Source organism: Lysinibacillus sp. LZ02, from assembly GCF_050613145.1.
Lineage (GTDB): Bacteria > Bacillota > Bacilli > Bacillales_A > Planococcaceae > Lysinibacillus_B.
In genome coordinates this window covers 4,108,427-4,121,365 of sequence record NZ_CP192507.1, presented here as the reverse complement: position 1 = coordinate 4,121,365, position 12,939 = coordinate 4,108,427, and the positions used below count along the sequence as shown (strand labels likewise).

Genomic DNA, 12,939 nt, shown 5'->3' with positions numbered 1-12,939 from the left:
GAGGGGAGGTGCGAGCATGACGGAGCGCGTGATTGCAACGGATGCTGCACTCGAACTAATTGAATTATTGAAACAACGTCACGGTCCCATTATGTTTCATCAGTCAGGTGGGTGTTGTGACGGGTCTGCACCGATGTGCTATGAGCAAGGGGACTTGCTATTAGGAGATCAGGATGTACGGCTCGGTGAAATTGGCGAAAGCCCGTTTTATATGCATAAAAACCAATTTAATTATTGGAAGCATACACAGCTCATTATTGATGTGGTAGATGGAAGGGGCGGAATGTTTTCGCTAGAGGGCGTAGAGGGGAAGCGTTTTTTAACGCGGTCCCGTGCTTTTACAAAAGAAGAATTAGAAAAGCTTTCACGTGAATAAATGAGTGTAGGTAAAGTCTATATGGGCTTTGCCTACACTTATTTTTATAGGAACTTGTTAACGTTATTTCAGGTTCAATATCAAAATATGTTCTTGATTAAAAATGGAGATTGATATAAAAGCACATGTTTTGGTTAAGCCCCTTATTTCATCAAGTATACTTTCCAAAACAAAGTAGCTTAAAAAGGCGTACAATAAAGTAAAGGGGTGGTAGTCCATGTATACACACTTTATTGAGAAACTAGAAACGAATTATGACAAGGTATTTAACTACACAGGTGGACACCCCGACTTGCAGATTGTGACCTCTTTAGCTGCTCAATATACGTATGCAGGTCGTACTTATAGCGGGTTAGAGCATCAAGCGGTGATAGACCAAGTGGCATGTAATGAGTCTACGCTTAGTATTTTTAGTACAAAGGGTAGTGATAGTCGTTTGCAATATAAAATAGCCACAGATTTAGTACTGAAAGGGAATGTAGAGGAGCATCTAGCACAGTTAAATAAGAACGATAGCCTATTAGCAGAATGTGGTTTTAGTCGCTCTTTATACCGAATGGTGAGTGCCTTTTTTGTAAAGGATGTAGCACATGGCATGCGCGCGAAGAAGCTGTATGACGAGATGAATAAATACCATCCTATGTTAACAAGAAAAAGCGATTTTCCGTTTGCCATTCTTCTAACAGCAAATAATAATGAAAGTGCATCAGTACACGCGCAGACAATGAATCATTATTTTAAGAGTCTACGTGAACGAGGGTTTAAACTAAGTGATGCACTGCAATCATTAACACAAATTTTAACGTTTTTTGATGTACATGAGCATCAAGAGCTTGTCGATTATGTAGCCCAATTAAAAATAGAATTTGAGCATCGTGGTGTACAAGTGAAAAAAATACATTATCCATTTATCGGGCTACTGGCTTTAACAGCTACGGATTTACAGCTAGTAGAGGCAATTGTAAAACTGGAGCAACAGCTTAGGGTCTCTAGAGTCACAAACGGTGCAAAAGAGCTAGCATTAATTATTGCGATTCAAAAGCTCGTTTTTGATTATGCAGAGGTACAGCAGGCCATTCATACAACTCAAATGACAGGGTGGGCAGATTTGCTTCACTTTAGTGATGGTTTACTTTATTTTTCGTTTCATTTTATAGACGGATTAACCGATTTGCTGGATATCAACTTGAACTTTTAATGGAGGTGTCTTTTATGCAAGAGACAAAATTATGGATTAATGGACAATGGGAACAAGCACAAAGAACATATGAATTAACATCACCTTATTCCGGTGAAGTGCTCGCAAAAGTAGCTAAGGCAAATAGTCAAGATGTGGAGCGTGCAATTGAGGGGGCACATCAAGCGTTTCAAACATTTAAGAAAACAACTGCGTATGAACGGGCGGAAATGTTATATAAAGTTGTGGACATTATGCGCAAGCGTAAACAGGAGCTGGCCGAAATTTTGGCAAAGGAAGCAGCAAAACCGATTTCAGCAGGGGTAGCTGAGCTTGATCGGACAATTGCAACGTATCAGTTTTCAGCTGAGGCTGCTAAACAATCGACCGGTGAAACGGTACCGATGGATGCGGCACCAGGCATTACAGATCGTATCGGTTATACAAAACGTATACCTCTTGGTGTAGTAAGTGCGATTACACCGTTTAACTTTCCATTCAATTTAGTTGCTCATAAATTAGGGCCTGCTTTTGCGGTGGGGAATACGGTTGTATTAAAACCAGCAACACAAACACCTCTTAGTGCGATCGTCATGGCAGAAATTTTTAAAGAAGCAGGTTTACCAGACGGCTGCTTGCAAATTGTGACAGGCTCAGGTGGGGAGTTGAGCGATACGCTTGTCGCACATCCACATGTCAAAAAAGTGACGTTTACAGGTAGTGGAGCAGTCGGATTGAAGCTGAAAGAAAAAGTAGGTTTACGCAAAATTACACTAGAGCTAGGGTCCAATGCAGCTGTGATTGTAGAGCCATCCGCACCAATTGAGAAGATTGTTTCACGTGCGGTCAGTGGGGCTTTTGGGTTTGCAGGGCAAGTATGTATATCGTTGCAGCGTATTTACGTGCATGCTTCCATTTACGATGAGTTTGTCCGCCAATTTGTTATGGAAACGAAAAAGCTACGTGTAGGGGATCCGCTAGACACAAATACCGATGTTAGTGCGATGATTCATCCAAACGAGGTAGGGCGCATGCAGGCTTGGATAGCAGAGGCAAAAATACAAGGAGCCGTTATCGCAACAGGAGCGGAATTTACGGAGCGTACGTTATCACCTACCGTCGTGACGAATGTAACAGCACAAATGAAAATCGTATGTGAAGAAACGTTTGCCCCAATTGTTTCCATTGTTTCATATGAAACATTGGCCGAAGCAATTGCACTTGTAAATGAATCGGAACTAGGCTTAAATGCAGGGATTTATACAAATGTATTAACAGATGCAATGTATGCGGCAGACGAGTTAGAGGCTGGTGCAGTGATGATTAATGATATTCCGACATTCCGTGTAGACCATATGCCGTATGGTGGTGTAAAAATGAGTGGATACGGTAAAGAAGGGGTAAAATATGCTATAGAAGAAATGACGAATTTGAAGTTTATCACAATTAAAACAACTTTTTAACGTAATTTAGCACAGGGGTTTGTTATTTTGGAAAAGTATTTGAACTCGGTGTTTTTAAAGTGTTACAGTTAAATTATCATCTTTTAGGGAGTGCAGAATTATGGGAAACACTGTGCCAATGAGCTATTCACGCACACATCAAACACGTTTAATTATGCCATCCGACACCAACCATCATCAATCTATTTTTGGTGGACAAGTATTGCGATATATTGATGAAATTGCCGCTCTCGCTGCAATGAAGCATTCAAAAGGAGAGGTCGTCACGGCATCCATTGACTCAGTAGACTTCGTGTCGTCTGCTTATGCAGGAGATGTATTAGAGCTGGAGTCTGTTGTAACGTGTACAGGTCGGTCATCAATGGAAGTATACGTACGTGTTATTTGCCGAGATTTAAAATCAGGTGCAGAACGTTTGACGACGGAATCATTCGTGACAATGGTGGCGATTGATGAGCAAGGTAAACCACGTGAAGTGCTAGAAATTTACCCAGAAACAGAAACCGAGCGTAGACTTTTCGAAACAGGTCCGATGCGTCGCGAACATCGTAAAATGAAGCGTGAAGTGAAACACCGCTAATAGAAGAGGGCACACGGAAAATAAAGCTTCCTGTGTGTCCTCTTGGCGATTTTAGCTAGTTAGTATAGCAGCTCACTCTGCCGAAAGTTCGTTAACGACGGCAATTAATTGGTCAGAGGATGACGAAACATGATTTGCCCCTTGTGATAATTCGGTAATATAGTTAGAGATGGTTTGAATATCTTCTGACGTACTCATATATTGTGTACGAATTCCTGATACAGCTTCAGCGATTGCACTGAAGGATTCTGTTAACTCATGCTGTGTTTCGACACTCACTTTTACTTGAGAGTCTACACTGTTCACGGCATCGGCCATGCTCACAATATTATTCTCCGTTTCTTTAATCAGTATCGATACGTTTTGTACGGCGGTTTTTGTTTCTTCCGCCAGCTTTCTCACTTCATCTGCTACGACCGCAAATCCTTTCCCTTGTTCACCTGCGCGGGCTGCTTCAATGGAAGCATTTAATGCGAGCAAGTTTGTTTGATCGGCAATTCCTGTTACGAGCCCTACAATATCTGAAATCTTTTGCGATGATATGCGTAGTTCATCCATTGAAGATTCTAATATATCGACACGTTCTAAAATCGTATCCATTAAGTTTGTTTGCGCAGCTAAATGCTTTTTGCCAAGATTTGATTTACTTTCGGTTTCTTCTACGAAATCTAAGCCTTGATGTGTGGCGGCAGCAATTTCATCTGTTTGCACCGCGATTGCTTCAAGAGAAGACGTTGTGTCAACACTAATAATATTTAATTCCTGTGCTGTACGTTGAATGGTATTAATTAAATGTAATTTTACTTCTTCTGCTTGTTTACGGATGCGTTCCTCTTCATGTTCATAGGCTTCAATGACAAGTTGCTGTTCAAAGTTAATAATTTTTGAAAATGCATTAATAGCTAGGGCTGTTTCCTGTGTAGATAAGTTTAATGTTTCGATAAATTCGATGAAAGTTGTCATCAGTGATTGAAATGATGCTAAGTACCATTTGGATTTTAGCCCAATACGAACATGGGCATGTGCAATTCCTTTTCGTTCTTCGATGTATGCGCTATCAATTTTTCCATTAAAAATATCTGCTAAATGTTTGTGAAGCGTTATTTTTAATTTGTCGATACGTGATGATCGATTGATAATGGCCAGAAGTGCTTCGCTTTGGCTAATGGCATTATAAAAATGATTGACCATTAAAGGAATGAAATCTTGGGCATAAGGTTGTAGTTGCTTTAAAATAGCTAAGTCCTTTTTCGTTAAATTCAGTAATTGTAACTGTTTCATTAGTTCTGGATAAGCAGAAAGATTTAATTCTACCTGTTGGGCATATTTCTCCACTTGGAAAAATGTTGCTTTTAATTTTTCGCGCGACTTGTTAAAAAAGTTAATCATCGCCATTCCCCATTCTCTATATATTCATAAGACTATGTAGTCACTCTTTATTATGTAATTTTACTATTAAATTGAACTTTTTGTCTGCATTATGTATAAAATTTCTATAGTTCTTCTGAAGATTTTGTTACAGATAATAGAAATAAGCAAGTGTTTGTACTTCAGAATTAAACAAGTTAAAATGATAGATAGTAAAAAAAATGTAAAGGAAGTTTACAATGAAATTTCATAAAAAGCGTTTAAAATTTGTTATACCGATAACAGTAATCGTCGCCGTTGCTTCTACATTTATGCTATTCAATCGTTATGAAGAGGTTGCATCGAGGGACAAGTTTTTAATATTGCTAAGCGCAACCATCTTTACAGCTATTATCTCATATTTGCTATTTCCGCAGGACGGAGATAACCCAGATGATGTGGGGCCATATAAATAAATGTTTATAGCCATCTTAAAATAATAAGATGGTTGTTTTATTTTTGAAACTAATTTGCGCTTCATGCGTATATGTACTATAAGGAAATGTTCGACAAGGGAGGTTGTATCGAATGGAAGAAAAGTGGTCGAAAGTATTGATTCATGCTAGTGCATTCTTTGCGCCGGTGCTTGTACCGATTCTCTTCTTTTTAATTAGTTCAGACGATCAGATCAAGCGCTTATCTATTCAGGCGCTATTATTCCAAGGTGTGATGTGGGTATTAACAACGGTTTCAATTATCTTCTCTTTTATCTTAATTGGTATTCCGTTTTTAATTGTTTTCGGGTTAATGTTACTCATCGTGCCAATTATCGGTATCGTAAAAGCGTTAAACGATTCCGATTGGGATTATCCAATTGTTGGTCGTTGGGTATAATTTATAGGTAAAACGGCAAAGTCTTTAATAACAAAGATTTTGCCGTTTTTTTATTTTCTTAAAAGCTTTCAATACCATAATATGTTCTTGATTAAAAAGAGAAGGACTGTAAAAGCACATGGAGAGAAGGGCGGTGACTCCAGCGGGAAAAGCGAGAAAGTCGAGACCCTGCAGGAGCGAAGAATGAGCGACGAGGAGGCTTGACCTCGCCCGCGGAAAGCGTCCGCCCGTAACGGAATGTGCAGTCAAGTACACGTTTTGGTGAAGAGTCCTAAAAAGGGTAGACTTTTTATTTGCAAAACAATTTTATGATTTTTATAATAAAGTCAAAGATAGTCAAAGTCAGTAAATGAACTGGGGTGAGCATAAACATGAGGAATATCTCAGACATTATTGAAGGTTATTTAAAGCAAATTATCGAATTAGAAGGACAGGGACATATTGAAGTAAAACGTAGTGAGTTAGCAGATAAGTTTCAATGTGTACCGTCGCAAATAAATTACGTTATTAATACAAGATTTACAGCAGAGCGCGGTTATTTGGTCGAAAGTAAGCGCGGCGGTGGCGGATATATTCGTATTTTACGTGTTGAATTGCATTCAAAGCAGGCATTATTCGATGAGATGCTAAGACAAATTGATGCGAATGCACCCCAAGTTGCAGCAGAGCATATCGTGTATCGTTTAATTGATGAAGAGGTCATATCCAAAAGAGAGGCGAAGCTAATGCTTGCAGCGATGGATCGCACCACTTTACAAATGCCGTTACCGATGCGAGATGAGATTCGCGCACGTATTTTAAAGGCAATGTTAATAACGTTGAAATTTGAAAGGGGTGACAGAACATGATTTGTGAGCATTGTAAGCAACGACATGCTACTGTGACCATAACACAAATAAAAAATGGTACTAAATTGGAGCGCCATTATTGTGAAATATGTGCAGGGAAATTTCATCCGTTTCAAGTTGAAATACAAGAGGAGCCCGTATCGATTCATCAGCTCATGTCCGATTGGTTTAGTTTACCAAAATGGAAAAGCAAAGTGCAGGAAGAAACGCAACAAAAGAAGCAACAAGGTACCTGCCCATCCTGTGGCTTTACGTACAGGCAATTCTTGAAAATCGGTAAATTTGGTTGTGCACAGTGTTACCACACATTTCGTGATCAACTACCGCAAGTTCTCAAACGTTTGCAAGCGGATGTAAAGCACATCGGTAAAAAGCAAACTGAAGAATATCAATTTATCAACTATCAAAAACAAATTGAACTCATTCGCCAACAAATGCAACAAGCGATTGCAGAGGAGCGCTTTGAAGATGCAGCTAGGCTGCGTGACGAGGTGCGTGCAATCGAACAGAAGCTACATGTTGGAGGTGGGGAAACATCATGAATATAGAGCATTTTTTAAAACGTACGTTACCACCTTGGATTGAAGCAGCGGATGAGCATGCAGATATCGTAATTAGTACGAGAATACGCCTTGCGCGAAATTTAAGTGGTACACGTTTTCCCGCTAGTTTTTCAGAAGAGGATGCAAAACAGATAGACGACACCGTGTTACAAGCCCTTCTTTCTGTTCGTAATGAGGGGAGAGGATTTTCATATTTTCCGATGAAAGAAATGCCAGCCTTACAACGACAAGTACTTGTTGAGAAGCATTTAATTAGTCCGCACCTAGCTAATTGTGAAAAAACAGCGTCTGTTTTTTTAACAGAAGATGAATCAATCAGTGTTATGGTGAATGAAGAGGACCATATTCGTATACAATGCTTAGCAGCGGGGTTACAACTACATGAAACATATGCTAAGGCAAATGAGCTCGATCAATACTTAGAAGGACAGCTCATGTATGCATACGATGGGCAACTAGGTTTTCTCACAAGCTGTCCAACAAACGTTGGTACGGGTCTACGTGCCTCCGTTATGATGCACTTACCGGCATTGACGATGACAAAACGCATGAATGTTTTAATTCAAACAATGGCAAGGTTAGGAATGGTCGTACGGGGGATATATGGCGAAGGTAGTGAAAATCTAGGTAACATTTATCAGATTTCTAATCAAATTACACTTGGAAAATCAGAGCGTGATATTTTAGATGATTTACAAAGTGTAGTGGAACAAATTATTCAAAAAGAACATGAGGCAAGAAAACAACTATTTGCTCGCGCGCCCATTGCATTGGAGGATCGACTGTATCGTTCACTCGGTACATTAATGTATGCGCGTATATTATCGAGTGAGGAAGCGGCATCTTGTTTATCCAATGTCCGCTTAGCAGTCGGCTTACAACTAATTTCAGATATTTCGCTTAATCAATTGAATGAATGTATGTTACTCATTCAACCTGGTTTTATACAGCAATATGCTGGTACAACATTGCAAACGACCGAGCGTGATATTTTCCGCTCGAAATTACTGCAAGAAAAATTAGTAACACATCGTCGAAATGAGCCTACAAATGGAAAGGGAGAGGATTTGTATGATGTTTAATCGTTTTACGCAGCGTGCACAAAAAGTTTTACAATTAGCGCAGGAAGAAGCGATTCGTTGGAAACACGAGTCGATTGGAACAGAGCATATTTTACTTGGTCTTATCCGTGAAGGTGGTGGCATCGCGGCCAAAGCATTAGAAGCGATTGATATTAGCCCTCAAATGATTGAATCAGGGATTGAGGAACTCGTTGGGAAAGGGAAAGAAAATGTCGGTCCGATTGTGCATTACACACCACGTGCGAAAAAAGTCATTGAACTTTCAGTCGATGAATCACGTAAATTAGGTCATTCTTATATCGGAACAGAACATATTTTATTAGCCTTAATTCGTGAAGGAGAAGGGGTAGCGGCACGCGTATTAGCGAATACAGGCGTAAGTTTAAACAAAGCACGTCAACAAGTATTATTATTACTTGGCAATAACGATACAAATGCCTCAGGTAATCAAGCGCAAAGCCAAGCAGCCAATACACCAACGCTAGACGGTCTAGCGCGCGATTTAACAGCGATTGCGCGTGAAGGGGCACTGGACCCAGTAATTGGTCGTTCAAAAGAAATTACACGTGTCGTAGAAGTATTATCTCGTCGTACGAAGAACAACCCGGTGTTAATCGGGGAACCTGGTGTGGGTAAAACAGCGATTGCAGAAGGCTTAGCACAACAAATCGTGAACAATGAAGTGCCCGAAACATTACGTGATAAGCGTGTTATGACACTCGATATGGGAACGGTTGTCGCGGGTACAAAATACCGTGGTGAGTTTGAGGATCGTCTGAAAAAGGTCATGGATGAAATTCGTCAAGCAGGGAATATCATTCTATTTATCGACGAGCTACACACATTAATTGGTGCAGGTGGAGCAGAAGGCGCGATTGACGCATCGAACATTTTAAAACCATCGCTTGCACGTGGGGAATTACAATGTATTGGTGCAACAACACTGGATGAGTACCGTAAATATATCGAAAAGGATGCCGCGTTAGAACGTCGCTTCCAACCGATTCAAGTAGATGAGCCAACAATTGATGAAACGATTCAAATTATGAAAGGGCTACGTGATCGCTACGAAGCACATCATCGTGTAAAAATTACAGATGAAGCATTAGATGCTGCTGCTAAACTATCAGACCGCTACATTTCAGACCGCTTCTTGCCAGATAAAGCGATTGATTTAATGGATGAAGCCGGTTCGAAAGTGCGCTTACGCTCATTCACAGTGCCACCGAATTTAAAAGAGCTTGAAAACAAATTGGAAAATGTACGCTCTGAGAAAAATGCAGCGGTACAAAGCCAAGAATTTGAAAAAGCTGCCGCATTACGTGATACAGAGCAAAAGATAAAAGAAGAGCTTGAACAAACGAAAAAAGCGTGGAAAGAGAAGCAAGGAAAAGAAGAATCAGAAGTCACAGTAGATGATATTGCCATGGTGGTGGCGATGTGGACTGGAATTCCAGTATCCAAGATTGCACAAGAAGAGTCTGCGAAGCTTTTAAACCTTGAAGAAGAATTGCATAAGCGTGTTGTTGGTCAAGGAGAGGCAGTTGAAGCGATTTCACGTGCCATTCGTCGTGCTCGTGCTGGACTGAAAGATCCGAAGCGTCCAATCGGTTCATTCATCTTCTTAGGGCCAACAGGTGTAGGGAAAACAGAACTTGCCCGTGCGCTTGCTGAAGTCATGTTTGGAGATGAGGATGCGATGATTCGCATTGATATGTCTGAGTACATGGAGAAACATTCGACATCTCGATTAGTTGGTGCGCCTCCAGGCTATGTAGGATTCGATGAAGGTGGACAATTAACAGAAAAAGTACGTCGTAAACCGTACTCTGTTGTCTTACTAGACGAGATTGAAAAAGCACATCCGGACGTATTCAATATCTTGCTACAAGTATTAGATGATGGTCGCTTAACAGACTCTAAAGGACGTGTAGTAGATTTCCGTAACACAGTCGTTATTATGACATCTAACGTTGGCGCAGATGCCCTAAAATATCAGAAAAACCTAGGCTTCAGCGTGGGCGATACAGATTCAAAATATAAAGATATGAAAGCGACAATGCTGGAAGAATTGAAAAAAGCATTCCGCCCAGAATTCTTAAACCGTATTGATGAAATGATTGTGTTCCATTCATTAGAGAAGGATCATTTAAAAGAAATTGTTTCCTTCATGGCAAATGCATTAACAAAACGTCTAAAAGAACAACATATCGAACTGGAGTTAACAGATGCAGCACTTAAGAAAATTGCAGAAGAAGGATACGATCCACAATACGGTGCACGCCCAATTCGTCGTGCATTACAAAAACATGTGGAAGACCGCTTGTCAGAGGAACTATTAAAAGGGAACGTACTAACAGGTCAAGTCGTGGTATTTGACTACGTAGAAGGTGACTTTAAAGTTCGAGGAAAAGAAAAGGCTGTAGAGGCTTAATTGTTTAATATGCCTAGCACTCGCTTTCTAGAGCGAGTGCTTTTTTAGCATAAATCTAATTAGTACTCAGAATAGAACATCCCTCCTATTTTTTGTACAATAGATATAAGAACAAATATTTGGGAGAATGATATGGCAAAAAAGAAAACCAAATTTATGTGTAATGATTGCGGCTATGAGTCAGCGAAGTGGATGGGGCGTTGTCCGGGTTGCGGCAACTGGAATACGATGGTGGAGGAAGTGGAAATCGTATCAAAAGGTCCACGCGGTGCATTTCAGCATTCGGTTTCGACGACTCAAAAGGCAACCCCTCTTATTAACGTAGAAACAATGGAAGAAACACGCATTGTCACCGAGATGGGGGAGTTAAACCGCGTGCTTGGTGGGGGCATTGTGGCGGGCTCACTCGTGTTAATCGGCGGAGATCCGGGTATCGGGAAGTCGACGCTATTACTGCAAGTGTCTGCGCTATTATCGAATCGGGGGCACCGTGTGTTATATATTTCCGGTGAGGAATCAGTTCGCCAAACGAAATTACGAGCAGAGCGATTAGGGGTTAAATCACCGGAGCTTTATATTTACTCCGAAACGAATATGGAATTTCTCCATCAAACAATTGAGGAGGTGCAGCCGAAGTTTGTTATCGTCGATTCCATCCAAACAGTGCATCATCCCGAAGTGACGAGTGCGCCAGGAAGTGTCTCGCAAGTACGTGAATGTACAGCAGAGCTTATGCGCATCGCAAAGACAAAAAATATTGCGATTTTCCTTGTCGGACACGTGACAAAGGAAGGGCAAATTGCAGGGCCACGTATTTTGGAGCATATGGTCGATACCGTGCTCTATTTTGAAGGGGAACGTCATCATAACCATCGTATTTTACGTAGCCAAAAAAACCGTTTTGGTTCAACGAATGAAATTGCAATCTTTGAGATGTTACATGGTGGCTTAAAGGAAGTATTAAATCCGTCTGAGATGTTTTTACAGGAGCGTTCGCAAGGGGCACCGGGTTCAACCATTGTGGCATCTATGGAAGGTACACGACCGATTTTAGTAGAAGTACAGTCACTTGTCACACCGACAAGCTTCAATTATCCAAAGCGTATGGCGACAGGGGTTGACCAAAATCGTGTGCAATTATTGATGGCTGTGTTAGAAAAGAGAATGGGGATGCTACTGCAAGCACAGGATGCCTATATTAAAGTGGCCGGTGGTGTCAAGCTAGATGAGCCAGCGATTGATTTAGCTGTCCTGACATCCATCGTATCTAGTTTTAAAGACCAAGCTGTTCGTGCAACAGATTGCTTTATCGGCGAAGTGGGCTTAACAGGTGAGGTGCGTCGTGTAAGTCGGATTGAGCAACGTGTGCAAGAGGCAGCCAAGCTTGGATTTAAACGTGCCTTTATTCCAACTTCTAACTTAGGAGGATGGGATTTTCCAGAAGGCATTCAAGTCATCGGGGTCGAGACGATTGCCGATAGTTTACGTGCCTGCTTTAGTGATTTATAAAGTGAAACTTTAATTAGTGGGGGTTCTCATCCCCACTTCCTCCCGTTCATGCGGGGGAAAGACAAAAAATGCTCGCCTTTATAAAAAGGGGAGCATTTTAATATGAAAATAAAGAACAATACTTTATTTGTTTCAAGGGTCCCGATTGTCATAAATAATGTGAAGATGAGATATTCTAAATACACAGCACCTAATGGGTGTGTATCAACTGTTGTCATTAAATTTTCGCCTAATGTACCAGCTTACGCTAGCTCCCCAAGATCTACATTCATTGTAAGCGTGGAATATCGTTGTACCGTATAGATTATTATGTTTGGGAGCCAAAACAGACGCGTACAATGGCTCACGGAAGTACTAGCCCTAACCTTTCCGTTCATCCAATCTTTTGAGAAGGTGTAATCAGTATAATAATCGCTAAATCAAAAAGTCCTAATACGGAAGGGGTAAATGTTATTAACTTGCTTTTTTGGCTCTTTCGATATATTTTCTTTCTTTTTATGATATCCCTTATCTCGAATAGGTAAAGTGTAATGGAAAACGATTTTTATCACTATAGGCGATTGGGATTTTGCTAGGACATGTGAATTTTCAAAAGATTATAAAGGGATTTTAAATATACTTCGCGGAATTCGAAAAGGATATTTTTTAGCGAAAATGTGGTTAAAG

General features: G+C 40.5%; 12 protein-coding genes. 11 read left to right on the top strand and 1 reads right to left on the bottom strand.

Features of this window, described 5'->3' with window-relative positions; all coding sequences use genetic code 11:
• The first annotated feature begins 16 nt into the window (after positions 1-16).
• The 4 genes from ACQQ2I_RS20000 to ACQQ2I_RS19985 all read left to right on the top strand — a co-directional run bounded on the left by ACQQ2I_RS20000 (position 17) and on the right by ACQQ2I_RS19985 (position 3,596).
• Entirely contained in the window at positions 17-376 is a 360-nt protein-coding gene (locus ACQQ2I_RS20000) for a DUF779 domain-containing protein (protein WP_431028470.1), read from the top strand.
• Between the two features lie 217 nt (positions 377-593).
• Entirely contained in the window at positions 594-1,574 is a 981-nt protein-coding gene (locus ACQQ2I_RS19995; RefSeq protein WP_431028469.1) for a DUF4003 family protein, read from the top strand.
• 14 nt (positions 1,575-1,588) lie between these two features.
• On the top strand, positions 1,589-3,016 hold the full coding sequence (locus ACQQ2I_RS19990; protein ID WP_431028468.1) for an aldehyde dehydrogenase family protein: 1,428 nt from the start codon (positions 1,589-1,591) through the stop codon (positions 3,014-3,016).
• A 100-nt stretch (positions 3,017-3,116) separates the two neighbouring features.
• Positions 3,117-3,596, top strand: coding sequence for an acyl-CoA thioesterase (locus tag ACQQ2I_RS19985; RefSeq protein ID WP_431028467.1), 480 nt, complete (start codon positions 3,117-3,119; stop codon positions 3,594-3,596).
• A gap of 72 nt (positions 3,597-3,668) precedes the next feature.
• Here the strand turns inward: ACQQ2I_RS19985 and ACQQ2I_RS19980 are convergent, their stop codons facing one another.
• Positions 3,669-4,985, bottom strand: a complete 1,317-nt coding sequence (locus ACQQ2I_RS19980; RefSeq protein WP_431028466.1) for a globin-coupled sensor protein — start codon at positions 4,983-4,985, stop codon at positions 3,669-3,671.
• Positions 4,986-5,203: 218 nt separating this feature from the next.
• On the opposite strand from ACQQ2I_RS19980, the gene ACQQ2I_RS19975 reads away from it, so the two are divergent.
• From ACQQ2I_RS19975 to radA, 7 genes are all read left to right on the top strand, one after another.
• On the top strand, positions 5,204-5,419 hold the full coding sequence (locus ACQQ2I_RS19975) for an acyltransferase (RefSeq protein ID WP_431028465.1): 216 nt from the start codon (positions 5,204-5,206) through the stop codon (positions 5,417-5,419).
• A 112-nt stretch (positions 5,420-5,531) separates the two neighbouring features.
• On the top strand, positions 5,532-5,837 hold the full coding sequence (locus ACQQ2I_RS19970) for a DUF4870 domain-containing protein (protein ID WP_431028464.1): 306 nt from the start codon (positions 5,532-5,534) through the stop codon (positions 5,835-5,837).
• A 371-nt stretch (positions 5,838-6,208) separates the two neighbouring features.
• The gene (locus tag ACQQ2I_RS19965; protein WP_431028463.1) at positions 6,209-6,685 is read left to right on the top strand and encodes a CtsR family transcriptional regulator; all 477 of its coding nucleotides are present in this window, start codon (positions 6,209-6,211) and stop codon (positions 6,683-6,685) included.
• A complete protein-coding gene (locus ACQQ2I_RS19960; RefSeq protein ID WP_431028462.1) occupies positions 6,682-7,227 on the top strand; it encodes a UvrB/UvrC motif-containing protein in 546 nt (181 codons plus the stop codon). The genes ACQQ2I_RS19965 and ACQQ2I_RS19960 overlap by 4 nt, the downstream gene beginning before the upstream one ends.
• On the top strand, positions 7,224-8,330 hold the full coding sequence (locus ACQQ2I_RS19955) for a protein arginine kinase (RefSeq protein WP_431028461.1): 1,107 nt from the start codon (positions 7,224-7,226) through the stop codon (positions 8,328-8,330). Before ACQQ2I_RS19960 ends, ACQQ2I_RS19955 begins: the two co-directional genes overlap by 4 nt.
• Positions 8,320-10,764 carry an ATP-dependent Clp protease ATP-binding subunit gene (locus tag ACQQ2I_RS19950; protein WP_431028460.1) on the top strand — a complete coding sequence of 815 codons (2,445 nt, stop codon included), beginning with the start codon at positions 8,320-8,322 and terminating at the stop codon, positions 10,762-10,764. Before ACQQ2I_RS19955 ends, ACQQ2I_RS19950 begins: the two co-directional genes overlap by 11 nt.
• A 132-nt stretch (positions 10,765-10,896) precedes the next feature.
• On the top strand, positions 10,897-12,273 hold the full coding sequence (gene radA / locus ACQQ2I_RS19945; protein ID WP_431028459.1) for a DNA repair protein RadA: 1,377 nt from the start codon (positions 10,897-10,899) through the stop codon (positions 12,271-12,273).
• The last annotated feature ends 666 nt before the right edge of the window (positions 12,274-12,939 follow it).